This is a genomic window from Symbiopectobacterium sp. RP (assembly GCF_050472005.1).
Lineage (GTDB): Bacteria > Pseudomonadota > Gammaproteobacteria > Enterobacterales > Enterobacteriaceae > Symbiopectobacterium.
This window is the reverse complement of record NZ_JBGOGS010000001.1, coordinates 1,111,877-1,134,544: the sequence shown is the minus strand read 5'-3', so window position 1 is coordinate 1,134,544 and position 22,668 is coordinate 1,111,877. Positions and strand designations below refer to the sequence as shown.

At 50.1% G+C, this 22,668-nt stretch carries 24 protein-coding genes and 10 pseudogenes; 17 read left to right on the top strand and 17 right to left on the bottom strand.

What is annotated here, in order from left to right:
- Nucleotides 1-13 precede the first annotated feature (13 nt).
- The 5 genes and pseudogenes from ubiF to ACD630_RS07420 all read left to right on the top strand — a co-directional run.
- Nucleotides 14-1,195 carry a 3-demethoxyubiquinol 3-hydroxylase gene (ubiF, locus tag ACD630_RS07440; RefSeq protein ID WP_430358629.1) on the top strand — a complete coding sequence of 394 codons (1,182 nt, stop codon included), beginning with the start codon at nucleotides 14-16 and terminating at the stop codon, nucleotides 1,193-1,195.
- Between the two features lie 76 nt (nucleotides 1,196-1,271).
- A complete protein-coding gene (locus ACD630_RS07435; protein WP_430358628.1) occupies nucleotides 1,272-1,601 on the top strand; it encodes an SMR family transporter in 330 nt (109 codons plus the stop codon).
- A 347-nt stretch (nucleotides 1,602-1,948) separates the two neighbouring features.
- On the top strand, nucleotides 1,949-2,314 hold the full coding sequence (locus ACD630_RS07430) for an IS630 transposase-related protein (RefSeq protein ID WP_430358627.1): 366 nt from the start codon (nucleotides 1,949-1,951) through the stop codon (nucleotides 2,312-2,314).
- Nucleotides 2,238-2,666: pseudogene (locus ACD630_RS07425) on the top strand (transposase); the annotation flags it as partial. The gene ACD630_RS07430 and the pseudogene ACD630_RS07425, both read left to right, overlap by 77 nt.
- Nucleotides 2,667-2,795: 129 nt before the next feature.
- A pseudogene (locus tag ACD630_RS07420) lies at nucleotides 2,796-3,617 on the top strand (IS256 family transposase); the annotation flags it as partial.
- Between the two features lie 29 nt (nucleotides 3,618-3,646).
- On the opposite strand, the pseudogene ACD630_RS07415 reads toward ACD630_RS07420, so the two are convergent.
- Nucleotides 3,647-4,041 (bottom strand): annotated as a pseudogene (locus ACD630_RS07415) (IS5 family transposase); the annotation flags it as partial.
- A 215-nt stretch (nucleotides 4,042-4,256) separates the two neighbouring features.
- Here ACD630_RS07415 and speA point away from each other — a divergent pair.
- Nucleotides 4,257-6,233, top strand: a complete 1,977-nt coding sequence (speA, locus tag ACD630_RS07410) for a biosynthetic arginine decarboxylase (RefSeq protein WP_430358626.1) — start codon at nucleotides 4,257-4,259, stop codon at nucleotides 6,231-6,233.
- 65 nt (nucleotides 6,234-6,298) lie between these two features.
- On the opposite strand, the gene ACD630_RS07405 is transcribed toward speA, so the two are convergent.
- The 6 genes from ACD630_RS07405 to priC all read right to left on the bottom strand — a co-directional run bounded on the left by ACD630_RS07405 (nucleotide 6,299) and on the right by priC (nucleotide 9,324).
- Entirely contained in the window at nucleotides 6,299-6,544 is a 246-nt protein-coding gene (locus ACD630_RS07405) for a hypothetical protein (RefSeq protein ID WP_430358625.1), read from the bottom strand.
- A gap of 432 nt (nucleotides 6,545-6,976) precedes the next feature.
- The gene (locus tag ACD630_RS07400) at nucleotides 6,977-8,227 is read right to left on the bottom strand and encodes an IS256 family transposase (RefSeq protein ID WP_430358624.1); all 1,251 of its coding nucleotides are present in this window, start codon (nucleotides 8,225-8,227) and stop codon (nucleotides 6,977-6,979) included.
- A 38-nt stretch (nucleotides 8,228-8,265) separates the two neighbouring features.
- The gene (locus ACD630_RS07395; protein ID WP_430358623.1) at nucleotides 8,266-8,406 is read right to left on the bottom strand and encodes a hypothetical protein; all 141 of its coding nucleotides are present in this window, start codon (nucleotides 8,404-8,406) and stop codon (nucleotides 8,266-8,268) included.
- Nucleotides 8,407-8,583 carry an IS630 transposase-related protein gene (locus ACD630_RS07390; protein ID WP_430358622.1) on the bottom strand — a complete coding sequence of 59 codons (177 nt, stop codon included), beginning with the start codon at nucleotides 8,581-8,583 and terminating at the stop codon, nucleotides 8,407-8,409.
- Nucleotides 8,584-8,615: 32 nt separating this feature from the next.
- Complete coding sequence (gene rsmS, locus ACD630_RS07385; protein ID WP_430358621.1) at nucleotides 8,616-8,762, bottom strand: pleiotropic regulatory protein RsmS; 147 nt, start codon at nucleotides 8,760-8,762, stop codon at nucleotides 8,616-8,618.
- A gap of 22 nt (nucleotides 8,763-8,784) precedes the next feature.
- Nucleotides 8,785-9,324, bottom strand: a complete 540-nt coding sequence (priC, locus tag ACD630_RS07380) for a primosomal replication protein PriC (RefSeq protein WP_430358620.1) — start codon at nucleotides 9,322-9,324, stop codon at nucleotides 8,785-8,787.
- A 187-nt stretch (nucleotides 9,325-9,511) separates the two neighbouring features.
- On the opposite strand from priC, the pseudogene ACD630_RS07375 reads away from it, so the two are divergent.
- A pseudogene (locus ACD630_RS07375) lies at nucleotides 9,512-9,643 on the top strand (transposase); the annotation flags it as partial.
- Nucleotides 9,644-9,718: 75 nt separating this feature from the next.
- Here ACD630_RS07375 and ACD630_RS07370 read toward each other — a convergent pair.
- Nucleotides 9,719-10,129 (bottom strand): annotated as a pseudogene (locus ACD630_RS07370) (transposase); the annotation flags it as partial.
- A gap of 125 nt (nucleotides 10,130-10,254) precedes the next feature.
- On the opposite strand from ACD630_RS07370, the gene ACD630_RS07365 reads away from it, so the two are divergent.
- Complete coding sequence (locus ACD630_RS07365; protein WP_430358619.1) at nucleotides 10,255-10,722, top strand: IS630 transposase-related protein; 468 nt, start codon at nucleotides 10,255-10,257, stop codon at nucleotides 10,720-10,722.
- Nucleotides 10,617-11,132, top strand: a pseudogene (locus ACD630_RS07360) (IS630 family transposase); the annotation flags it as partial. The gene ACD630_RS07365 and the pseudogene ACD630_RS07360, both read left to right, overlap by 106 nt.
- A gap of 59 nt (nucleotides 11,133-11,191) precedes the next feature.
- On the opposite strand, the pseudogene ACD630_RS07355 reads toward ACD630_RS07360, so the two are convergent.
- Nucleotides 11,192-11,539, bottom strand: a pseudogene (locus ACD630_RS07355) (transposase); the annotation flags it as partial.
- A gap of 42 nt (nucleotides 11,540-11,581) precedes the next feature.
- On the bottom strand, nucleotides 11,582-12,181 hold the full coding sequence (locus tag ACD630_RS07350; RefSeq protein WP_430358618.1) for an IS630 transposase-related protein: 600 nt from the start codon (nucleotides 12,179-12,181) through the stop codon (nucleotides 11,582-11,584).
- A 279-nt stretch (nucleotides 12,182-12,460) separates the two neighbouring features.
- On the opposite strand from ACD630_RS07350, the gene ACD630_RS07345 reads away from it, so the two are divergent.
- Nucleotides 12,461-12,691 carry a YdgH/BhsA/McbA-like domain containing protein gene (locus tag ACD630_RS07345; protein WP_430358617.1) on the top strand — a complete coding sequence of 77 codons (231 nt, stop codon included), beginning with the start codon at nucleotides 12,461-12,463 and terminating at the stop codon, nucleotides 12,689-12,691.
- A gap of 32 nt (nucleotides 12,692-12,723) precedes the next feature.
- On the opposite strand, the gene rlmB is transcribed toward ACD630_RS07345, so the two are convergent.
- The 4 genes from rlmB to ACD630_RS07325 all read right to left on the bottom strand — a co-directional run bounded on the left by rlmB (nucleotide 12,724) and on the right by ACD630_RS07325 (nucleotide 17,056).
- Nucleotides 12,724-13,458 carry a 23S rRNA (guanosine(2251)-2'-O)-methyltransferase RlmB gene (rlmB, locus tag ACD630_RS07340; RefSeq protein ID WP_430358616.1) on the bottom strand — a complete coding sequence of 245 codons (735 nt, stop codon included), beginning with the start codon at nucleotides 13,456-13,458 and terminating at the stop codon, nucleotides 12,724-12,726.
- Nucleotides 13,459-13,519: 61 nt separating this feature from the next.
- Nucleotides 13,520-15,979: a ribonuclease R gene (gene rnr, locus ACD630_RS07335; protein ID WP_430358615.1), complete on the bottom strand. Its 2,460-nt coding sequence runs from the start codon at nucleotides 15,977-15,979 to the stop codon at nucleotides 13,520-13,522.
- 41 nt (nucleotides 15,980-16,020) lie between these two features.
- Nucleotides 16,021-16,446: a nitric oxide-sensing transcriptional repressor NsrR gene (nsrR, locus tag ACD630_RS07330; protein ID WP_430358614.1), complete on the bottom strand. Its 426-nt coding sequence runs from the start codon at nucleotides 16,444-16,446 to the stop codon at nucleotides 16,021-16,023.
- 403 nt (nucleotides 16,447-16,849) lie between these two features.
- The gene (locus tag ACD630_RS07325) at nucleotides 16,850-17,056 is read right to left on the bottom strand and encodes a hypothetical protein (RefSeq protein WP_430358613.1); all 207 of its coding nucleotides are present in this window, start codon (nucleotides 17,054-17,056) and stop codon (nucleotides 16,850-16,852) included.
- Between ACD630_RS07325 and ACD630_RS07320 the strand changes: the two are divergent.
- Both ACD630_RS07320 and erpA read left to right on the top strand, forming a co-directional pair.
- Nucleotides 16,968-17,378 (top strand): annotated as a pseudogene (locus ACD630_RS07320) (chloride channel protein); the annotation flags it as partial. The gene ACD630_RS07325 and the pseudogene ACD630_RS07320 sit on opposite strands and share 89 nt — an antisense overlap.
- A gap of 92 nt (nucleotides 17,379-17,470) precedes the next feature.
- The gene (gene erpA / locus ACD630_RS07315; protein WP_430358612.1) at nucleotides 17,471-17,818 is read left to right on the top strand and encodes an iron-sulfur cluster insertion protein ErpA; all 348 of its coding nucleotides are present in this window, start codon (nucleotides 17,471-17,473) and stop codon (nucleotides 17,816-17,818) included.
- A 39-nt stretch (nucleotides 17,819-17,857) separates the two neighbouring features.
- On the opposite strand, the gene ACD630_RS07310 is transcribed toward erpA, so the two are convergent.
- A complete protein-coding gene (locus ACD630_RS07310; RefSeq protein WP_430358611.1) occupies nucleotides 17,858-18,064 on the bottom strand; it encodes a hypothetical protein in 207 nt (68 codons plus the stop codon).
- A 139-nt stretch (nucleotides 18,065-18,203) separates the two neighbouring features.
- Nucleotides 18,204-19,377, bottom strand: a pseudogene (locus ACD630_RS07305) (transposase); the annotation flags it as partial.
- Between the two features lie 222 nt (nucleotides 19,378-19,599).
- On the opposite strand from ACD630_RS07305, the gene ACD630_RS07300 reads away from it, so the two are divergent.
- Both ACD630_RS07300 and ACD630_RS07295 read left to right on the top strand, forming a co-directional pair.
- A complete protein-coding gene (locus ACD630_RS07300; RefSeq protein ID WP_430358610.1) occupies nucleotides 19,600-19,911 on the top strand; it encodes a class I SAM-dependent methyltransferase in 312 nt (103 codons plus the stop codon).
- A gap of 83 nt (nucleotides 19,912-19,994) precedes the next feature.
- Entirely contained in the window at nucleotides 19,995-20,246 is a 252-nt protein-coding gene (locus ACD630_RS07295) for a hypothetical protein (RefSeq protein WP_430358609.1), read from the top strand.
- Nucleotides 20,247-20,251: 5 nt separating this feature from the next.
- On the opposite strand, the gene ACD630_RS07290 is transcribed toward ACD630_RS07295, so the two are convergent.
- The gene (locus tag ACD630_RS07290) at nucleotides 20,252-21,493 is read right to left on the bottom strand and encodes a multifunctional CCA addition/repair protein (protein WP_430358608.1); all 1,242 of its coding nucleotides are present in this window, start codon (nucleotides 21,491-21,493) and stop codon (nucleotides 20,252-20,254) included.
- 334 nt (nucleotides 21,494-21,827) lie between these two features.
- On the opposite strand from ACD630_RS07290, the pseudogene ACD630_RS07285 reads away from it, so the two are divergent.
- The 3 genes and pseudogenes from ACD630_RS07285 to ACD630_RS07275 all read left to right on the top strand — a co-directional run.
- Nucleotides 21,828-21,998: pseudogene (locus ACD630_RS07285) on the top strand (recombinase family protein); the annotation flags it as partial.
- A 37-nt stretch (nucleotides 21,999-22,035) separates the two neighbouring features.
- A complete protein-coding gene (locus tag ACD630_RS07280; protein ID WP_430358607.1) occupies nucleotides 22,036-22,401 on the top strand; it encodes an IS630 transposase-related protein in 366 nt (121 codons plus the stop codon).
- A complete protein-coding gene (locus ACD630_RS07275) occupies nucleotides 22,325-22,639 on the top strand; it encodes a transposase (protein ID WP_430359943.1) in 315 nt (104 codons plus the stop codon). The genes ACD630_RS07280 and ACD630_RS07275 overlap by 77 nt, the downstream gene beginning before the upstream one ends.
- Nucleotides 22,640-22,668: the final 29 nt, after the last annotated feature.

Below are 22,668 nucleotides of genomic sequence, written 5' to 3'. Positions count from 1 at the left end.
CGGTTTAGACACGATGAACGGAATAAATCAACGGTATGATGCCATCGTGGTCGGTGGCGGGATGGTCGGTGCCGCAGTCGCGCTCGGGCTCGCGCGCAACGGTTTTCAGGTCGCGGTGTTGGAGCAGGCCGCTCCCGCCGCCTTTATGGCCGACAGTGCGCCGGATATTCGGGTTTCAGCGCTGGGATATGCGTCTGTTTCACTGTTAAAGTCGTTGGGTGCATGGTCGGGCGTTGAGCAGATGCGCTGTGCGCCTTATCGCCGGTTGGAAACCTGGGAATGGGATGATGCACGGGTTGCCTTTAGCGCCGCCGACCTGCACCTGCCCGAATTGGGATTTATGGTGGAAAACCGGGTATTGCAGCTGGCATTGTGGCAATGCCTGGCTGAGCAGCAGCGGTGTGATATTCGTTGCCCCGCGCAAATACGCAGCATGGTTCGCACGCCTGCGTGCTGGCAGATCGCGCTGGATAGCGGTGAGACATTGAGTGCGCCCTTGGTGCTTGGTGCGGATGGCGCGAACTCGCGTGTGCGCCAGTGGGCAGGTATCGGCATCAATGGATGGCAGTACCGGCAATCGTGTCTGTTGATTGCCGTGGATACCCAGCAACCTCAGCAGGATTGTACTTGGCAGCAGTTTACGCCTCAGGGACCGCGTGCATTTTTACCGCTGTTTGGATCATGGGGCGCGTTGGCGTGGTATGACAGCCCGCGCCGTATTCGTCAGCTTCAATCACTGTCGTTGCCACAGTTGGATAAGGCAATTGCAGAAACTTTCCCCACACGTTTGGGGCACGTGAAGTCGGTTGCCGCCGGGGCGTTCCCACTGGTGCGTCGTCATGCACAACGTTATGTGGCTGAAGGGATCGCCTTGGTGGGGGATGCAGCCCATACCATTAATCCACTCGCCGGGCAGGGCGTGAATCTCGGCTATCGTGACGCGGACGCGTTGATTGATGTTGTGACTGGCGCGCGGGAGGCAGGGGAGTGCTGGTATAGTGAGGCCGTTTTGCTGCGTTATCAGCGTCGGCGTAAGACTGATAATTTGTTAATGCAAAATGGCATGGACCTGTTTTATAACGCGTTCAGTAATCGTTTACCACCATTGACCTTTGCTCGAAACATGGCATTGCTGACTGCTGAGCGTGCAGGACATCTTAAAACGCTGGCGCTGAAATATGCCATCGGTGTGTAACTTGTTGGTGTTAGTGTGGTGACGGTTGTCGATTTCTAAGGCGCTAGGGTGCAATTTTTTAAGGTAGCGGTTGTTTATGACGTATCTGTTTCTTTCTCTCGCCATTGTGGCGGAAGTGATCGCCACCTCGGCGCTCAAACTTTCGGATGGCTTTAGTCGTTTAATGCCTAGCATTATTACTGTGATCTTTTATGGCGTGTCGTTCTATTGCCTTTCTCTGACGATGCGCACGTTACCGACTGGCATCATTTATGCCATCTGGTCTGGGGTTGGGATTGTGCTGATTGCCACGGTGAGTTGGCTATTTTACGGACAGAAGCTCGATTTGCCTGCGATACTGGGGATGTTGCTGATTATTCTGGGCGTGATTGTGATTAACCTGTTTTCCAAGTCGCTGGCGCATTGAAACGGTATCTTTGGTAGGGAAACTGAAGTGCTATTCGTTTGTTGATTTGTGGTTTAACGCTCTCACTATGATCGTCTCTCAGCACGTGTTTTCATTGTCCGATGGAGAAAGTAGACTCAATCTGTTAGTAATGATTATCGCGCTGTGCTGAGGCCATCAACTTTGGCAAGCAAAAGAACCAAACTTCGCTGTTGGGTTTTTTTTGCCTGTATATTGTGCGTTAATCGTGTTACTCAGGACCGCTCTTTAGTCGTTGTTATGCGGTTGCGCCCCCGGGCTAGGGTTATGTGGTATACGTCATGTTGAGAGGTATAGCTAAACGACTTAATTTTGATTACATTATTTAAATGAGCTATTCAATTGATTTTAGACGTAAAGTGATATCTACACGGGAAGAAGAAGGGTTGAGTATCCAAGAAACAGCGAAGCAATTTCGGATTGGCCCTGCCTCTGTATCGTGTTGGATTAATCAAATAGCGTCAAAAGCATCGACCACGCGTCAGCGAAAGAGCGATAAATCCGAGTTGATAAAAGATGTTGAACCATATCCAGATGCTTACCAAAAAGAACGTGCAGAGCGTTTTGGCGTTTGTCAGAAGGCCATTTGGCAAGCTCTTAAAAAGCTGGGATTGACCTATAAAAAAAACTCTACGTCATCCGAAAGCCGACGAAAGCGCCCGGCAAGCATTTCAACAAAAAATACAACAGTATGAAAAAGAAGGTAACCCTATTGTTTTTATTGATGAAAGTGGTTTTCCACACGATACCCCACGGACTCACGGCTATTCCCCAAAAGGTCAACGGTGTTTTGGCCTGAAGAACGGGGGAGCCAAGGGAAGAACAAATGTTATCGGCGCTTTATTAGGCACAACGCTGTTTGCTATCGGATTATTTGATATCAATATTAACAGCGATGTTTTCTATTCCTGGGTCACACAAGTCCTTATCCCAGTACTCCCTAAAAACAGGGTAATCGTGATGGACAATGCAACTTTTCACAAAAAACATAATATTCAACAAGTCATCATCGATGCAGGGTATATGGTGGAGTATTTGCCTACATATTGGCCAGATCTTAACCCCATTGAGCATAAATGGGCACAAGCAAAAAGCAAAAAAAAGAGAGAGTGGTTGCGATACAGAGATTTTGTTCTCAGTCCATATGGTGTAATCAAAATTAAGTCGCTTGGCTATACCATCAGCAGACTGAAACAGCAATGGCTTGAAGAGCACAGGCAATGGTGCCTGCGTGATTTAAGCGATACGCGCTACGTTTATTTCTGGGCCGATGGCATATACAGCCATGTCAGGCAAGATGATCGCCTTTGCCTGCTGGTCATTATCGGCGTCACTGAGCATGGACGTAAGGAGCTGGTTGCGGTCGAAGATGCTTATCGAGAGTCAGAAGCAAACTGGGCCGAACTTCTTAATGGCCTGCGAGCACGCGGCCTAACCGTATCTCCCAAGCTGGCTACGGGAGACGGTGCCCTTGGTTTTTGGAATGCAATGGCAAAGATATTCCCGGACACGCAGCACCAACGCTGTTGGGTGCACAAAACCGCTAATGTGTTGGCTTCACACCCCAAAGCCATGCAACCGAAAGTTAAGGCTGAGCTGCGGGAGGTTTGGCTAGCAGAGAGCCGCGATGCCGCTAATGAAGCCTTTGATGTTTTGTTGGCAAGGTTTTCAGCGAAGTATCCTTCAGCGATGAAGAAGCTGGAGAAAGCTCGAGAAGAACTGTTGGCATTCTACGACTTCCCGTCAGAGCACTGGGCGTCAATAAGAACGACAAATCCGATTGAATCGGCTTTTGCGACTGTGAGGCTACGAAGCAGACACGCGAAGAACGGTGGTTCGAGAGAAACAACCCTGTCAATGGTATTTAAGCTGTTCCAGTCAGCTCAGAAAAGCTGGAACCGACTAAGAGGATTTGACCTGCTGACCCTGGTTGTAAGCAACGTCCAATTTAAGGATGAAGAACAGATTCACGAAGCATCAGAGCGGAACGTAGCCTGATCGCCATACACCAGATTTGCTAATAACTCTCGTGAGCGACCCAGGCTATTATCGTTGGTAATATCGAGATGTTTTTTTGAGCGCCAACCGCACATTTGAGCGCACGGATATTACTGCCATCCAGCGCAGTGGCTGACCAGTTAACAAGTCCATGAGCATCAAGAAATGAAAGTAACTTATTGAAAATAATGTTAATGATTCTAGACTTTGACCATCTATTGAAACGGTTATAAACGGTTTTCCATGGGCCGTAACGTTCAGGTAAATCACGCCATGGTGCGCCTGAACACAGTATCCAGAACATGCCGTTGAAGATTTTTCGATGTTCTGCCCACGGCCGGCCGGCCCACGGAGATGTCAAAACGGTTGGCAACAAGGGCTCAATGATTGCCCATGCTTCATCAGAAAGATCGTAGCGAGCCATAATCAAAAGTGTTGTAGAAACAGATGGATACTATAGCTCAAGCAATTAAGGGACACAGCCTAGCGTGTTTTACTGCACTAATAAAGGTCACATAACGGCGGCATACTGCATGCAGCCAGTTTTTTCACTGCTGTCGCCATCAACGTGGGTGGACGTGACACAGCGTTTTGGGACAGGTCGTAATGTGATGAGTGGAATGAATAAAGAGGTTCGTTATGTCTGACGATATGATTGAAAATGGCTCGTCAGCGACGGGTAAACGTGAATATTTGCGCTCTATGCAAGAGGTGGCCATGAATGACCGCAATGCCAGCGAGATGCTACGGACGTACAACATTGCCTGGTGGGGCAACAACTATTACGACGTGAACGAGTTGGGGCATATCAGCGTTTGCCCGGATCCAGACGTGCCGGAAGCCCGCGTTGATTTGGTGCGGCTGGTGAAAGAGATGCAGCAGGACAATCAGCGTTTGCCTGCGCTGTTCTGTTTTCCGCAAATCCTGCAACACCGTTTGCGTTCGATTAACGCCGCGTTTCGTCGTGCACGTGAGTCCTTTGGCTACGAAGGTGGCTATTTCCTGGTGTATCCCATCAAGGTTAACCAGCATCGGCGTGTGATTGAATCGCTGGTGAATTCAGGTGAACCGCTGGGACTGGAGGCAGGTTCAAAAGCTGAATTGATGGCAGTGTTGGGACACGCGGGTATGACGCGCACCGTGATCGTGTGTAACGGTTACAAGGATCGCGAATACATCCGTCTGGCACTGATCGGCGAGAAATTGGGACATAAGGTCTATCTGGTCATCGAGAAGATGTCCGAGATTAAACTGGTGCTGGAAGAGGCTGAGCAACTCAACGTGGTGCCGCGCCTCGGCGTGCGTGCGCGTCTGGCCTCTCAGGGCTCAGGCAAGTGGCAATCCAGCGGCGGTGAGAAGTCCAAATTTGGTCTGGCTGCGGTGCAGGTTCTGCAACTGGTCGAGATGCTGCGCGAAGCGGGGTGTTTGGACAGTCTGCAACTGTTGCACTTCCATCTCGGTTCTCAGTTGGCCAATATTCGTGATATCGCCACGGGCGTGCGCGAATCTGCACGTTTCTATGTGGAACTGCACAAGCTAGGCGTCAACATTCAGTGTTTCGACGTCGGCGGTGGGCTGGGCGTGGACTATGAGGGCACCCGTTCTCAATCCGACTGCTCGGTAAACTATGGCTTGAACGAATACGCCAATAACGTGATTTGGGGCATTGGCGATGCCTGTAATGAGCACAGTCTGCCGCACCCGATGGTGATCACTGAATCTGGGCGTGCGGTTACTGCACACCACACGGTACTGGTGTCCAATATCATTGGGGTGGAGCGTAATGAGTTTAGCGAGCCGACGCCGCCGGAAGAGGACGATCCTCGTGCGTTGGAAAGCCTGTGGTCAACCTGGCAGGAGATCAAAATGCCGGGAACGCGGCGTTCCTTGCGTGAATGGTTGCACGACAGCCAGATGGATTTGCATGATGTGCATACCCAATATACGCACGGGATGTTAAATCTGACGCAGCGTGCAAAAGCGGAGCAGCTCGATCTCAGCATCTGCCAGCAGATCCAGCAACAGCTTGATCCCAGCAACCGCGCACACCGTCCGATTATTGACGAATTGCAGGAGCGCATGGCGGATAAATTGTATGTGAATTTTTCGCTGTTCCAGTCGATGCCGGATGCGTGGGGGATCGATCAACTGTTCCCAGTGCTGCCGTTAGAAGGCCTGGACAAACTGCCTGAGCGCCGTGCTGTACTGCTGGATATTACCTGTGACTCGGACGGGACGATCGACCATTACATCGATGGTGACGGTATCGCGACCACCATGCCGATGCCACCGTATGATCCGGAAAATCCACCGCTGCTGGGCTTCTTTATGATTGGTGCCTATCAGGAAATCCTGGGCAACATGCATAATCTGTTTGGCGATACGGCGACCGTAGATGTTTACGTGTTCCAGGACGGCTCTATTGAACTGGAAGAGTCTGATGAAGGCAACACGGTGGCAGACATGCTGGAATACGTCCAGTTGGATCCCGAGGTACTGATGGCCCGTTTTCGCGATCAGGTGAAGGAGACCAACCTGCCTGCTGACATTCAGTCGCAGTTCCTGGATGAGTTCGAAAGTGGCCTGTATGGCTATACTTACCTGGAAGATGCCTAATATGAAGGCATAAAAAAGGAGGCCATGGCCTCCTTTTTTATGCCCGTTTACCACATCCAGCGCGCTTAAGGCGCGTTTTCGCTGCTTTCACCCAGTTTAATGATTTTTCGCTTAAACAGGATGCTGGCAATCAGTAGCAGAGAGTTCTTATCGTGTACGCCGTATTTGTTTAACAGCCTTGCTTTGCTGTTCAGTACTGACTTTTTATTATAGCCAAGCGACATTATTTTGATAACAATTAGCTGTATTTTTTGCCACATATCAGGGCATTGGCTGTAATCATTTTTAAGTCGGTTGACTATAATTCCCACCCGTTCTGCGATCACTTCCGGTAAATACCCCCTCGCTCCAGTACCGAAATACCGCATACTCGGATTTAGAGAGTTTAACCGGCTGAGCGGCAGCACTCTGATTAATTTCTTCTATATTCAATATGTTAGAGAAATGGCCGATTGGCGTTGATTTAGGAATAAGCACCGTTTTTTCGTCAATGCAAACGGGTTCATGGTTTGAATTATAGCCAAGCGACTTAATTTTGATTACACCATATGAACTGAGAACAAAATCTCTGTATAGCCAACCGACTTAAAAATGATTACAGCCAATGCCCTGATATGTGGCAAAAAATACAGCTAATTGTTATCAAAATAATGTCGCTTGGATATATCGCAACCACTCTCTCTTTTTTTGCTTTTTGCTTGTGCCCATTTATGCGAGTTATTAGCAAATCTGGTGTATGGCGATCAGGCTACGTTCCGCTCTGATGCTTCGTGAATCTGTTCTCCATCCTTAAATTGGACGTTGCTTACAACCAGGGTCAGCAGGTCAAATCCTCTTAGTCGGTTCCAGCTTTTCTGAGCTGACTGGAACAGCTTAAATACCATTGACAGGGTTGTTTCTCTCGAACCACCGTTCTTCGCGCGTCTGCTTCGTAGCCTCACAGTCGCAAAAGCCGATTCAATCGGATTTGTCGTTCTTATTGACGCCCAGTGCTCTGACGGGAAGTCGTAGAATGCCAGCAGTTCTTCTCGAGCTTTCTCCAGCTTCTTCATCGCTGCAGGATACTTCGCTGAAAACCTTGCCAACAAAACATCAAAGGCTTCATTAGCGGCATCGCGGCTCTCTGCCAGCCAAACCTCCCGCAGCTCAGCCTTAACTTTCGGTTGCATGGCTTTGGGGAGTGAAGCCAACACATTAGCGGTTTTGTGCACCCAACAGTGTTGGTGCTGCGTGTCCGGGAATATCTTTGCCATTGCATTCCAAAAACCAAGGGCACCGTCTCCCGTAGCCAGCTTGGGAGATACGGTTAGGTCACGTGCTCGCAGGCCATTAAGAAGTTCGACCCAGTTTGCTTCTAACTCTCGATAACCATCTTCGACCACAACCAGCTCCTTACGTCCATGCTCAGTGACGCCGATAATGACCAGCAGGCAAAGGCGATCATCTTGCCTGACATGGCTGTATATGCCATCGGCCCAGAAATAAACGTAGCGCGTATCGCTTAAATCACGCAGGCACCATTGCCTGTGCTCTTCAAGCCATTGTTGTTTCAGTCTGCTGATGGTACTGGCAGAGAGGCCATTCGCTTTTTCACCGAGAAGCGCCCTCAGGGCTTCGTGAAAATCACCGGTGGATATGCCTCGCAGGTACAGCCATGGTAGCAACTCTTCGACGCTTTTTGCACGTTTCAGATAAGGCGGCAACAACGCGCTGTTGAAGCATATTCCGTTGCCGCTGAGCTCCCTGACCTTAGGCACTTTAATTTCAACATCCCCAATACCCGTCTGTATGGTTCGCGGTGGCAAATAGCCGTTACGAACGACAGCATGACGCTCGTCGTCAAGGCGGCGTTCAGCATGTTGTTGCAGCATGGCTTCGAGCTCAACCTCAACGGCGGCAGCTATCAGCTGCCTGGCACCATTACGAATGAGTTCATGCAAGGGATCAGCGGCAATATCTGGTTCTGCGGAGACCTGTAGGGTAGACTTTTTCATGGGGTATCACCTCTCTGTTGTTGAAATCATCCACGAAATCAATCAGCAGGATACGCCACCCTCCCCGAAACCCCGTACACCAGAAATGAGCATAACTCAATGGCCTTCTGACAAACGCCAAAACGCTCTGCATGTTCTTTTTGGTAAGCATCTGGATATTGTTCAACATCTTTTATCAACTAGGATTTATCGATCTTTCGCTGAGGCGTGGTCGATGCTTTTGACGCTATTTGATTAATCCAACGTGATACAGAGGCAGGGCCAATCCGAAATTGCTTCGCTGTTTCTCGGATACTCAACCCTTCTTCTTCCCGTGTAGATATCACTTTACGTCTAAAATCAATTGAATAGCTCATTTAAATAATGCAATCAAAATTAAGTCGTTTAGCTATACCGCATCTGCCTTGGATTCGTAGTCACGTCGCACAATCTCTAACGCAGCCAGCACCACATCGGGCGTGATATCGCTCTCTTCCAGCAGCATAATCAGATCGACGGCCAGTTTGACCTCTGGCGGGGCATTTTCCAGCGACATGCGTTAGGTCCTTTGGTTGCGGTTACTGCCCTTGTTCACGCCTTTTCACCTGACGCTCTAAACGCGCCAGCGCCTGACGACACCGTGCTAACCGGCCTTCGAGCGCGGCTATCTCTCGTTGCAACTGTTGCTGCGCGTTCAACGTTGCCGCTCTGTCGAGTTGGCTTTCCCTGTCCTGAATCATCAAATTCAGGCGTCGTTCATAGTCCTGGTGCTCTGCCAGCTTTTGATACAAATCGCTGGCAATGGCGACTGGCGTCTTCTCCTCCTGACGGCGTAGCGCCTGTGTGGAGAGTTCTCGTTGTAGTGCGCCTATCTGCGCGACCAATTTTTCCGTCATGAACGCGACGCGTTCGGTACGGCTTTCTGCTACCAGATGGCGCAAGGACTGAAAATTTTGCTCAACTTCATTCAGATAATCGCACAAACGCGTGCCATGTGATTGAAACAGTTGGCGATCAAAACGGGAATAGGCCAACGGCCTGTCTGCCAGTGGAGCGGCCGCCTGAGCCAACAGGACAAGTTGATGTTCCAACGCCTGAAGAAAATGGTGGCGGTTCACGGATTGACCCACATAATGAAATGATAAAGCCAAGCTTGCACGGGATTGTCAGCAGGCACAAGCCTTTTGCGCGTAGGGAAGAAAGATGAGCGCATCTTAACTAACGTCAGGGAAGGGCGGGATGCTAGGCTGTGTCCCTTAATTGCTTGAACTATAGTATCCATCTGTTTCTACGACACTTTTGATTATGGCTCGCTACGATCTTTCTGATGAAGCATGGGCAATCATTGAGCCCTTGTTGCCAACCGTTTTGACATCTCCGCGGGCCGGCCGGCCGTGGGCAGAACATCGAAAAATCTTCAACGGCATGTTCTGGATATATAGCCAACCGACTTAAAAATGATTACAACAGATACCCTGATATGCGGCAAAAAAGCATAGCTGGCTGTTATCAAAATAATGTCGGTTGGCTATAAGTGTCACCGCGTTTGCTTATCCACAGCAGGCGAACTTTCCCTCCTGAACCCGTTTGTTTCGGTACAAGACCGACATAAGCAGCGAACTCTCGCCCTGATTTAAACGCGGATGCTTCTCCCATGGTGGCAACCGCCGCTGTAGCGATTAACGGTCCCACACCGGGAATTTCCATCAGCCGTTTACAGGTTTCATTCTGTCGCGCCACATTGTTAAGCTGTTTTTCAAGGCCATCTATCAGCATGTCCAGCTCACTCAGTCTGTTGTACAGGTCTTCCAGCACGGTGATGAGATACGGCGGCAGCTTCGTTTTCAGCCGCTCCAGTACAGCCGGTAGCTCCCTGTCCATCGCTGCCTGACCTTTATGGATGGTTTCACCAAACTCCAGTATAGCCAACCGACTTAAAAATGATTACAGCCAATGCCCTGATATGTGGAAAAAAACACAGCTAATGGTTATCAAAATAATGTCGCTTGGCTATAGCTAAACGACTTAATTTTGATCACATTATTTAAATGAGCTATTCAATTGATTTTAGACGTAAAGTGATATCTACACGGGAAGAAGAAGGGTTGAGTATCCGAGAAACAGCGAAGCAATTTCGGATTGGCCCTGCCTCTGTATCGCGTTGGATTAATCAAATAGCCTCAAAAGCATCGACCACGCGTCAGCGAAAGAGCGATAAATCCGAGTTGATAAAAGATGTTGAACCATATCCAGATGCTTACCAAAAAGAACGTGCAGAGCGTTTTGGCGTTTGTCAGAAGGCCATTTGGCAAGCTCTTAAAAAGCTGGGATTGACCTATAAAAAACTCTACGTCATCCGAAAGCCGACGAAAGCGCCCGGCAAGCATTTCAACAAAAAAAACAACAGTATGAAAAAGAAGGTAAGCCTATTGTTTTTATTGATGAAAGTGGTTTTCCACACGATACCCCACGGACTCACGGCTATTCCCCAAAAGGTCAACGGTGTTTTGGCCTGAAGAACGGGGGAGCCAAGGGAAGAACAAATGTTATCGGCGCTTTATTAGGCACAACGCTGTTTGCTATCGGATTATTTGATATCAATATTAACAGCGATGTTTTCTATTCCTGGGTCACACAAGTCCTTATCCCAGTACTCCCTAAAAACAGTGTAATCGTGATGGACAATGCAACTTTTCACAAAAAACATAATATTCAACAAGTCATCATCGATGCAGGGTATATGGTGGAGTATTTGCCTACATATTCGCCAGATCTTAACCCCATTGAGCATAAATGGGCACAAGCAAAAAGCAAAAAAAAGAGAGAGTGGTTGCGATACAGAGATTTTGTTCTCAGTCCATATGGTGTAATCAAAATTAAGTCGCTTGGCTATATAGCCAAGCGACATTATTTTGATAACCATTAGCTGTATTTTTTTTCCACATATCAGGGCATTGGCTGTAATCATTTTTAAGTCGGTTGGCTATACAGCCATGGTAGCAACTCTTCGACGCTTTTTGCACGTTTCAGATAAGGCGGCAACAACGCGCTGTTGAAGCATATTCCGTTGCCGCTGCGCTCCCTGACCTTAGGCACTTTAATTTCAACATCCCCAATACCCGTCTGTATGGTTCGCGGTGGCAAATAGCCGTTACGAACGACAGCATGACGCCCGTCGTCAAGGCAGCGTTCAGCATATTGTTGCAGCATGGCTTCGAGCTCAACCTCAACGGCGGCAGCTATCAGCTGCCTGGCACCATTACGAATGAGTTCATGCAAGGGATCAGCTGCAATATCTGGTTCTGCGGAGACCTGTAGGGTAGACTTTTTCATGGGGTATCATCTCTCTGTTGTTGAAATCATCCATGAAATCAATCAGTAGGATATGCCACCCTCCCCGAAACCCCGTACACCAGAAATGAGCATAACTCGTAATCCGATAGCAAACAGCGTTGTGCCTAATAAAGCGCCGATAACATTTGTTCTTCCCTTGGCTCCCCCGTTCTTCAGGCCAAAACACCGTTGACCTTTTGGGGAATAGCCATGAATCCGTGGGGTATCGTGTGGAAAACCACTTTCATCAATAAAAACAATAGGCTTACCTTCTTTTTCATACTGTTGTTTTTTTTGTTGAAATGCTTGCCGGGCGCTTTCGTCGGCTTTCGGATGACGTAGAGTTTTTTTATAGGTCAATCCCAGCTTTTTAAGAGCTTGCCAAATGGTCTTCTGACAAACGCCAAAACGCTCTGCACGTTCTTTTTGGTAAGCATCTGGATATGGTTCAACATCTTTTATCAACTCGGATTTATCGATCTTTCGCTGACGCGTGGTCGATGCTTTTGACGCTATTTGATTAATCCAACGCGATACAGAGGCAGGGCCAATCCGAAATTGCTTCGCTGTTTCTCGGATACTCAACCCTTCTTCTTCCCGTGTAGATATCACTTTACGTCTAAAATCAATTAAATAGCTCATTTAAATAATGTGATCAAAATTAAGTCGTTTAGCTATACGTATCGAAGGCGAAGTAGATAAAGACTGGAATAGCGTAGAGATCGACGTTAAATCAGTACATCTGGTGAAATAGCGCGTCACCACCGAGTGGCTTGACGCCCCTGTTGACTCAGGGCAAGCTGCGAAACACTCCCCGCCCTTTTTTACAGCTGCCAGGAACTTATGACTGCGCTTACACGGTTCATCACCTTTTCCCTCATGACGCTCCTGTGCGCCTGTAGTGCTTTTTAAAGTAAGCCAATGCCGCTGCTGCCGCCAACACAGCAGGCGCAGCTTATCGTCTATGCCCAAACCAGTGCCTTAGAGAAAATGGGATCGATATCGGTCAACGTGCGAGGCAGTAGCGACGACGCCGATCGTGCCATTCAACAAAAAGCTGACTCTTACGGCGCACGCTATTACACCATCACGTTGAAGCAAGAGCACGAATTGAGCAACATGTGGACATCACGCGCCGTGCTGTATCGCTAAGCAGACGCGTTGATGCACAAAACAGAGGATGGTTACGCCAGACGCTGTCTCACCGCTTCAAACAAACAAACACCGGTCGCAACCGAAACGTTAAGCGACGAAACGCTACCGGCCATTGGGATGCTGATCAACTCATCGCAGTGTTCACGCGTCAAACGACGCATCCCTTCTCCTTCCGCGCCCATAACCAGCGCCAGCGGTCCAGTCAGCTTGCTTTGATAGAGCGTGTGGTCTGCTTCACCCGTGGTCCCGACGATCCACAATTGATTTTCCTGCAACAAGCGCAGCGTGCGCGCCAGATTGGTCACGCGGATCAAAGGCACATTTTCCGCTGCCCCGCAGGCCACTTTTTTCGCGGTGGCATTGAGTTTCGCAGAACGATCACACGGCACAATGATCGCATGCACCCCGGCGGCATCCGCGTTACGCAAGCACGCACCGAGGTTGTGAGGATCGGTAACGCCATCCAGTACCAACAAAAACGGCTGTGCTACGCTTGCCAGCAGATCCGGCAGATCGTTTTCCTGATACTGACGCCCCTCTTTGACGCGCGCCACGATCCCCTGATGCACGGCCCCTTCAACCTTGCTATCCAACCATTGACGATTCGCTACCTGAATCACAATGCCATTAGCTTCCAAGGCCGCGATCACCGGTTGCAAGCGGCGATCTTCACGCCCTTTGAGGATGAAGACTTCCAGAAAACGCTGTGGATCGCGTTCTAACAGGGCGTTGACTGCGTGGATACCGTAAATAATTTCGCTCATTGATACTCTTCAAACGTGGTGTGTTAACGAACGGCGGAAGCTCCGCCGTTCGCTGCGGGCATTACTGTGCCGCGTTCTTTTTACTGGCGCGTTTCGCCTTGGCGGCGGCGATTTTACGCGTTTTTTCGGCGTTTTTCTGCGCCTTGTCGGTCTTTTTCTTCACCTTGGCCTTTGCTTTCACCTTATCGGGCGCAGCCTTTTTCCCTGCTCTATCGTCCTTGCGAAACGCACTGTCAGGCTCAAAATTAGCCGGTTTCTTACCACCGCGCCGTGCTGGCCGCGCCTCACGGCGCTCCGGTTTTTTCGCCTTGTCGCGTGCAGTCTTGCCTTCACCGCGCACTTTGCGTTTGCTGGAGAGCAGAGAGAAATCGATATTGCGTTCGTCCATATTGAGGGCTTCCACGCGAATTTCGACCTCATCACCCAGACGATAGACCTGCCCGCTCGATTCACCGATCAAGCGTTGGCCCACATTGTCATAACGGTAGTAGTCGTTATCCAGCGTCGAGACATGCACTAGGCCATCGATAAACAGATCGTTGAGACGCACAAAGAAGCCAAAGCCGGTTACGCTGGAAATAATCCCGGTAAAAGATTCACCGACGTGATCCTGCATAAAGTCACATTTCAACCAGTCGGCGACATCGCGCGTGGCTTCATCCGCCCGCCGCTCAGTCAGCGAACAATGCATGCCCAGTTGCAGCATCTCATTAAGATCGCTGTGCCAACCGCCAGTCTGCGTCGAACGTTCACGACGATCGCTCAGCAAATACTTGATGCCACGGTGCAGTGACAGATCGGGATAGCGGCGAATCGGCGACGTGAAGTGACCGTATGATGTCAGCGCCAGACCAAAGTGACCGCGATTTTCCGGATCGTAAATTGCCTGTTTCATGGAGCGCAGCATCATGGTTTGCAGCATTTCATGGTCAGGGCGATCCGCCACCAGCGTCATCAGTTCTGCATAATCTTTGGGTTCCGGCTTCATACCGCCTTTCAGCGTCAAACCAAGCTCACCCAGCACGCTGCGCAGTGCCAGCACATGGTCTTCACTCGGGCGATCGTGCACCCGGAACAGTGCAGGCTCCTGATTTTTCTCAACGAATCTGGCCGCCGAGATATTGGCCAGAATCATGCACTCTTCAATCAGTTTGTGCGCATCGTTACGCACCATCGATTCCACGCGTTCGATACGGCGTTCCGCGTTGAAGATAAACTTCGCTTCTTCGGTTTCAAAGGCGATGCCGCCGCGCTCTTCACGCGCTTTTTCCAACACCTGATACATCTTGTGCAGCTCTTCAAATCCGCCTACCAGCGGCTGGTAATGCGCACACAGTTTCGCATCGCCCTGCAACATATGCCACACCTTGGTGTAGGTCAGGCGCGCATGGGAACGCATCACTGCTTCGTAGAATTTGTATGTCGTCAGCTTGCCGGTCGCAGAAATGGTCATCTCGCACACCATACACAGCCGATCCACGTCCGGGTTCAACGAACACAGGCCGTTCGACAGCACTTCCGGCAGCATCGGCACCACTTGCGAAGGGAAATAGACCGAGGTACCACGCGCCCGTGCTTCATGATCCAACGGCGTATTGGGACGCACGTAATAGCTGACATCAGCAATGGCAACCCACAGACGCCAGCCGCCACCGCGTTTTTTCTCGCAGTAGACCGCATCGTCAAAATCGCGCGCGTCTTCACCGTCAATCGTCACCAGCGGCAGCGAACGCAGATCGACGCGCCCTTTTTTCGCACTTTCCGGCACCTGTTCGTTGAAATCTTTGATCTGTTCTTCGACCTGCTTCGACCAAGTGTGCGGGATATCGTGGGTGCGCAGTGCGATATCCACCGCCATGCCGGTACCCATTTTATCGCCCAGGATCTCAACAATCTTCCCAATGGCTTTGGTACGGCGCGTGGGACGTTGCGTTAACTCAACCACAACCATGTAGCCCATACGGGCACCGTTGATGTTCTCTTGCGGGATAAGAATATCGAAGCTCAGGCGGCTGTCATCCGGCACCACAAACCCCATACCGGCATCGAGGAAGTAGCGACCGACAATCTGCCCGGTACGCGGTTCCAGAACTCGCACGATACGCCCCTCACGCCGCCCTTTGCGATCGGCACCCAGCGGTTGCGCCAGCACTACATCGCCATGCATAGTGCGTTTCATCTCTTCAGCCGACAGGTACAAGTCGTCCTTGCGCCCTTCTACACGCAGGAAACCAAAACCATCGCGGTGGCCGATCACCGTGCCACGCAGCAAATCCAGTTTTTCCGGCAACGCATAGCATTGGCGGCGGGTAAACACCAGTTGACCGTCACGCTCCATCGCGCGCAAACGACGGCGCAGCGCTTCTTGCCGCTTTTCCGTAGTGAGTTCCAAATTGGCAGCCAGTTCATCGCGGCTAATGGGTGTATTGAGTTTTTCGATGTGAGCCAGAATGTATTCGCGGCTGGGGATGGGTGATTCGTATTTTTCTGCTTCTCGTTCTAGGAATGGATCTTGGGACATTGCGGTTCCTCCGTTGTCTTCAGCAGAAGGCTGAACGGACTTCATTCAACCAACAATAATTTATAAAGCGGTGGGTTCTCTTTCACCATATCGGCCAACATATGTTGGTCCAGTTCGGAGAGAAAGCGCTGAACGCCCTCTTGCAGCACCCATTTTAAGCGGCATGCCGGCGTGATGTGGCAAAAATCATGGTTGCAGTTGACCAGAGACAGCGGTTCCAGCGCGCGTACCACATCGCCAATGCGAATGGTTTGCGCTGACTTGCCCAAACGGATGCCGCCATTTTTACCGCGCACTGCCATCACAAAGCCAGCCCGACTAAGTTGATTGATAATTTTGACCATATGATTACGAGAGACGCCATACACTTGCGTCACTTCAGTAATGTTCGTCATCTTCCCTTCAGGCAGTGATGCCATGTAGATCAGCGCGCGTAATCCGTAATCCGTAAAACTGGTTAACTGCACAGAAACCTCGGATACCCTCGGGTATCGGTAGGAACGTTGTATCGATGTTCATCGCAACAATGCTCATCACAACAGCGTTCGTCAAATCATCAAAGCTCATGCCAACAGCCCACTACTGCGTTTCTACAGCCTGAACCGCAACGCCGCAGAAAGAAAATACGCCACTAACATGAACGGAAAATAACATAAGAGCCAGATTTACTAGCAATAATAAACCAGTCGCAAATGATCCAGCGAATTATTTAGCATATTCCCTGGATTTGAACGTCGGTTCTGCCTTTTCCCCTGCTAAAAGACATCCCCCCATTTTTGTGCAATGCACACCACCCTGCACAAAGACGGGGCGGATAAACAGTGAAAAACGTCTATAAGTGTGCACCATGCACTGATAACGTTATTCTGTTTATCCATCTTTTTCTGCTGTAAAACGGGCACGGATATTGCTGTATAGCCAAGCGACATTATTTTGATAACAATTAGCTGTATTTTTTTGCCACATATCAGGGCATTGGCTGTAATCATTTTTAAGTCGGTTGGCTATATTGACGCTGTTGTGTTTTGGTTCTGGCGCACCCTGCGGGATCTTTGCACCGATGCTGGCGTTGGGCACCGTGCTAGGCGGTGCTTACGGGTTGATATTGCACGGCGTATTTCCTGACTATGCATTAGGTGCTGGCACCTTTGCCATTGCAGGAATGGGCACGTTGTTTGCGGCTTCAGTACGCGCCCCATTGACCGGAATTGTGCTGGTGCTGGAAATGACGGATAACTATCAGCTGATTCTGCCCATGATCATCACCTGCCTAGGGGCGACGTTAATGGCGCAGTTTCTAGGCGGACAACCGCTATACTCTGCTATTTTGGCCCGAACGCTGCAACGGCAGAATGCGTTAGAGCAGCGTGCGGAAAATGAACGCAAGGCCAAACCTTGAACCTTGTTTCCCGCTGTTGGATAATGAGCGTGTGATTGGGATAAGGCAAACGGCGTGCGCCGCCCAATAAAAGACAAGCTGGGAGTACGACAATGAGCGATGAAGTAATGGCTGTGCCGCTGCAATTCACTGATGCGGCGGCAAAAAAGGTGAAAGTCCTGATTGCTGATGAAGAGAACCCGGAGCTGAAGCTTCGCGTTTACATCACCGGCGGCGGCTGTAGCGGCTTCCAATACGGTTTCACTTTCGATGATAAAATTAACGACGGTGACATGACCATTGAGAAACAGGGCGTGGCGCTGGTGGTAGACCCGATGAGTCTGCAATATCTGGTCGGTGGTTCGGTGGATTACACGGAAGGTCTGGAAGGTTCGCGCTTCGTGGTCACTAACCCGAATGCGAAAAGCGCCTGTGGCTGCGGCTCTTCTTTCAGTATCTGATTATCCTACCGCTGATATCGAAAAAACCAACCTACGCCATCACCACTCAATCGTGATCAGCCGCTGTTCCTGATGGGTTACCGTGCGAGCTCCTGCGCTTAGCGAGGTTTGCGTAATCTTTGACATCAGCGCTTTTGCGTTCGGGCATTCCACGCGGGCGGTGGCTGCGTTTTCCTTGACCTCACAGACAGCAACCACGTTTAGCCCTACATTATAGCCAACCGACTTAAAAATGATTACAGCCAATGCCCTGATATGTGGCAAAAAATATAGCTAATTGTTATCAAAATAATGTCGCTTGGCTATAATTTGCCCGCTGGTGCTTGCCGCATACGCCGTATTGCAGGCCAGCATGAGTTATTAGCAAATCTGGTGTATGGCGATAGGCTACGTTCCGCTCTGATGCTTCGTGAATCTGTTCTCCATCCTTAAATTGGACGTTGCTTACAACCAGGGTCAGCAGGTCAAATCCTCTTAGTCGGTTCCAGCTTTTCTGAGCAGACTGGAGCAGCTTAAATACCATTGACAGGGTTGTTTCTCTCGAACCACCGTTCTTCGCGCCTCTGCTTCGTAGCCTCACAGTCGCAAAAGCCGATTCAATCGGATTTGTCGTTCTTATTGACGCCCAGTGCTCTGACGGGAAGTCGTAGAATGCCAGCGGTTCTTCTCGAGCTTTCTCCAGCTTCTTCATCGCTGCAGGATACTTCGCTGAAAACCTTGCCAACAAAACATCAAAGGCTTCATTAGCGGCATCGCGGCTCTCTGCTAGCCAAACCTCCCGCAGCTCAGCCTTAACTTTAACTTTCGGTTGCATGGCTTTGGGGTGTGAAGCCAACACATTAGCGGTTTTGTGCACCCAACAGCGTTGGTGCTGCGTGTCCGGGAATATCTTTGCCATTGCATTCCAAAAACCAAGGGCACCGTCTCCCGTAGCCATCTTCGACCGCAACCAGCTCATTACGTCCATGCTCAGTGACGCCGATAATGACCAGCAGGCAAAGGCGATCATCTTGCCTGACATGGCTGTATATACCATCGGCCCAGAAATAAACGTAGCGCGTATCGCTTAAATCACGCAGGCACCATTGCCTGTGCTCTTCAAGCCACTGCTGTTTCAGTCTGCTGATGATACTGGCAGAGAGGCCATTCGCTTTTTCACCGAGAAGCGCCCTCAGGGCTTCGTGAAAATCACCGGTGGATATGCCTCGCAGGTACAGCCATGGTAGCAACTCTTCGACGCTTTTTGCACGTTTCAGATAAGGCGGCAACAACGCGCTGTTGAAGCATATTCCGTTGCCGCTGCACTCCCTGACCTTAGGCACTTTAATTTCAACATCCCCAATACCCGTCTGTATGGTTCGCTGTGGCAAATAGCCGTTACGAACGACAGCATGACGCCCGTCGTCAAGGCGGCGTTCAGCATGTTGTTGCAGCATGGCTTCGAGCTCAACCTCAACGGCGGCAGCTATCAGTTGCCTGGCAGCATTACGAATGAGTTCATGCAAGGGATCACCGGCAATATCTGGTTCTGCGGAGAGCTGTAGGGTAGACTTTTTCATGGGGTATAGCCAAGCGACATTATTTTGATAACAATTAGCTGTATTTTTTTGCCACATATCAGGGCATTGGCTGTAATCATTTTTAAGTCGGTTGGCTATATCATCTCTCTGTTGTTGAAATCATCCACGAAATCAATCAGCAGGATACGCCACCCTCCCCGAAACCCCGTACACCAGAAATGAGCATAACTCAGTTATGGGTGCGCTATCGTCGGGGTGAATATGGACAAGGCGGCATTACAGCAAGCACGGCACAACATTCTGGCTGGTGGCGTCGAAGGGCCTGTGACGGTGATGGAAGCGAATGCCTTGGCATTACCGTTCCCTGATAACCACTTTGACGTGGTGATTAGCGAAGCGATGCTCACCATGTACGCCGACAAAGCCAAGCGCCCGCTGATTCAGGAATATTTACGCGTGCTAAAACCCGGAGGGCGGTTGCTGACCCATGACATCATGCTGCTGCCGCAGGCCTCGGGTGATGTCACGGCGCAGATGCGCGCGGCAATCAATGTCAACATCCAGCCGTTATAGCCAACCGACTTAAAAATGATTACAGCCAATGCCCTGATATGCGGCAAAAAAAGCATAGCTGGCTGTTATCAAAATAATGTCGGTTGGCTATAACGCTGGTGGGGTGGCGCAACCTGTTTCTTGAAAGTGGTTTCAGCCAGGTGGAGAACGCTCAGGGCGCGATGAGGTTGATGACGCCGTCTGGCATGATTTACGATGAAGGTTGGGGCGGCGCGGCAAAGATTGTGCGCAACGCGTTGAAGGCGGAAAACCGCGCAACCTTCCTTCGGCTGTTTCACACCTTCCGCCGCTACCGGCACCTGCTTAACTATATTGCGGTCTGTAGCACGAAATAAGCCACTTACGGGGTCGAAGCGGGAATTTTCTGCGCTTTCCACGCGGTAAGCGCAGCAATACGTCGCCGGTGCAGCTCATCGCGCACGCCGATACCCTGAAAACCGTCGGCCACGACTGCGCCACTGGTGACGGCGCAGGCAACGGTGAAGGCCTCGCGCAGGTAGTCGCCTTGCGGATAGGGGGATTCTTCAAAACCGGTGCGGCCACGGGCATCCGCTTCACTGGTGAGCACCAACTTCTCCAGCCGTTCCGGCTTGCGCCACACGTCCAGCGCATCAAACAGCTTCATCAGCGTTTTGGGCTGCAATACCGTTACGGTATGCGCTAGGTCATGATATTCCGCTACCAGCTTAGCTAGGTCGCGCAGCGCATTAGGTACACGTAAGCGCTGGCACAGTTGCTCCACCAGTTTCACCCCCGCCGGGCCGTGTCTGTGGTGACGTGGCCAGAGCGCGGGCGGCGTCAGCGCTTTTCCCACATCGTGGCAGAGCGTGGCAAAGCGTACATCGATCTCGGGGGTGAGGTGAGCGGCAATCATCAGGGTCATCAGGGTATGAACGCCGCTGTCGATTTCCTGGTGCCATTGTGCCGGGGCCGGTACGCCATACAGATTGTCGATTTCGGGAAACAATACCGCCAGCGCACCGCAGTCTCGCAGCACCTGAAAATAGACGTGAGGCGAGCGGGTTGCCAGCGCCTTTTCCGTCTCTTTCCACACCCGTTCGGGCGTAAGAAAAGCCAACTCGCCCTCGCGCGTCATAAATTGCATCAGCGCCAGCGTTTCCTGCGCGATGTGAAAACCGAGATGGGCAAAACGCGCGGCAAAGCGCGCCACGCGCAGTACGCGTAGCGGATCTTCCTGAAAAGCCGGAGAGACATGGCGCAGCAGACGCTGTTGCAGATCGTAACGGCCGTGATAGGGATCAACCAACTCACCCTCTGCGGTTTGGGCGATGGCGTTGATGGTCAGATCGCGCCGCAGCAGATCCGCTTCCAGCGTAACATCGGGTGCGGCATGGCAAATAAAGCCGGTATAGCCGTTACCCGATTTGCGTTCAGTACGCGCCAGCGCATACTCTTCTTTGCTTTCCGGGTGCAAAAAGACGGGAAAATCCTGCCCGACCTGCTGGTAGCCAAGCGCCAACATCTGTCCCGGTGTGGCACCCACCACCACCCAGTCACGTTCTGACACTGGGAGATCGAGTAAGGCGTCCCGCACTGCGCCGCCAACCAGATAACTCTTCAATACAAACTCCTGGCTTTACTCATCCGATCATTCCCGTGTAAGCGGGAATCTCTTACAGGCCAAACGCATGCCTTCTGCAAGAGGTTCCCGGTCTGCGCCGAGGATGATGGGAGCACTACGTTAACATAAGGTTAATAGTTACATACCCATCGGCCTGCCGCAATCTATGCCGCAAGCCAATGTGATTTGTGCTGTGGCTTACGCCTTATAGCCAAACGACTTAAAAATGATTACAGCCAATGCCCTGATATGTGGCAAAAAAATACAGATAATTGTTATCAAAATAATGTCGCTTGGCTATAAAAGGCTCATAGAGAGTGAAAAAAGGTCAGGAATGGCAAAAATAGGCTATATGAGGGTGTCAAAAAATGACCAAGACACCGATTTACAGCGAAAATCGCTCGTTTGTGCAAATTGCGAGCAGATTTTTGAGGATAAAATCAGTGGAAAAACAGACCAGAGACTTGGGTTAAAACGTGCATTAAAATGCCTGAAATCGGGCGATATAGCTAGGCGACTTAATTTTGATTACAAGGTGTGTTATGAGTTATACAATTAATTTTCGACGTAAAGTAATATCTGTAAGGAAAGCCGAAGGTTTAACAATTCGAGAAACTGCGAAACAATTCCGTATTGGAAAAGCGTCTTTAGTACGTTGGCTTAAACGACCAGAGCCAAAAAATTCAACGCCACGTAAGAGGAAGATCGATAAAAATGCTTTAGCAAAAGATGTGGAACAGTATCCAGATGCTTACCAAAAGGAACGGGCAGAGCGATTCGGTGTTTGTAAGAAGACTATTTTGCAATCCCTTAAAAAGCTGGGATTAACCTATAAAAAAAACTCTATTCCATCCAAAAACCAACGAAAGCGACAGGCTGGTACATCAGCAAAAAAGACAACAGTATGAAAAAAAAGATAAATCTGTTGTTTTTATTGATGAAAGTGGTTTTTCACATGACACTCCACAAACTCACGGCTATTCCCCAAAAGGTCACCGTTGTTTTGGCCTGAAAAACTGGGGTGCTAAGGGAAGAACAAATGTTATTGGCGCTTTATTGGAAACAACCCTTTTTGCTATAGGGTTATTTGATTGCAATATTAACCGTGATGTTTTTTATGTTTGGATCGGCTTGGGGCTTTGTTGAATAAATCAGAACTTGTAACGACTGCGCCC

What these genes read in the sequence shown, in the direction of transcription:
- erpA (WP_430358612.1), top strand. Translation starts at nt 17,471, where the DNA reads ATGAGCGATGAAGTAATGGCTGTGCCGCTGCAATTCACTGATGCGGCG.
- ACD630_RS07350 (WP_430358618.1), bottom strand. Translation starts at nt 12,181, where the DNA reads ATGAGCTATTTAATTGATTTTAGACGTAAAGTGATATCTACACGGGAA.
- ACD630_RS07400 (WP_430358624.1), bottom strand. Translation starts at nt 8,227, where the DNA reads ATGAAAAAGTCTACCCTACAGGTCTCCGCAGAACCAGATATTGCCGCT.
- ACD630_RS07430 (WP_430358627.1), top strand. Translation starts at nt 1,949, where the DNA reads ATGAGCTATTCAATTGATTTTAGACGTAAAGTGATATCTACACGGGAA.
- ACD630_RS07345 (WP_430358617.1), top strand. Translation starts at nt 12,461, where the DNA reads ATGCCGCTGCTGCCGCCAACACAGCAGGCGCAGCTTATCGTCTATGCC.
- ACD630_RS07390 (WP_430358622.1), bottom strand. Translation starts at nt 8,583, where the DNA reads ATGAGCTATTCAATTGATTTTAGACGTAAAGTGATATCTACACGGGAA.
- rnr (WP_430358615.1), bottom strand. Translation starts at nt 15,979, where the DNA reads ATGTCCCAAGATCCATTCCTAGAACGAGAAGCAGAAAAATACGAATCA.
- ACD630_RS07300 (WP_430358610.1), top strand. Translation starts at nt 19,600, where the DNA reads ATGGACAAGGCGGCATTACAGCAAGCACGGCACAACATTCTGGCTGGT.
- rsmS (WP_430358621.1), bottom strand. Translation starts at nt 8,762, where the DNA reads ATGTCGCTGGAAAATGCCCCGCCAGAGGTCAAACTGGCCGTCGATCTG.
- rlmB (WP_430358616.1), bottom strand. Translation starts at nt 13,458, where the DNA reads ATGAGCGAAATTATTTACGGTATCCACGCAGTCAACGCCCTGTTAGAA.
- ACD630_RS07280 (WP_430358607.1), top strand. Translation starts at nt 22,036, where the DNA reads ATGAGTTATACAATTAATTTTCGACGTAAAGTAATATCTGTAAGGAAA.
- ACD630_RS07365 (WP_430358619.1), top strand. Translation starts at nt 10,255, where the DNA reads ATGAGCTATTCAATTGATTTTAGACGTAAAGTGATATCTACACGGGAA.
- ACD630_RS07435 (WP_430358628.1), top strand. Translation starts at nt 1,272, where the DNA reads ATGACGTATCTGTTTCTTTCTCTCGCCATTGTGGCGGAAGTGATCGCC.
- speA (WP_430358626.1), top strand. Translation starts at nt 4,257, where the DNA reads ATGTCTGACGATATGATTGAAAATGGCTCGTCAGCGACGGGTAAACGT.
- ubiF (WP_430358629.1), top strand. Translation starts at nt 14, where the DNA reads ATGAACGGAATAAATCAACGGTATGATGCCATCGTGGTCGGTGGCGGG.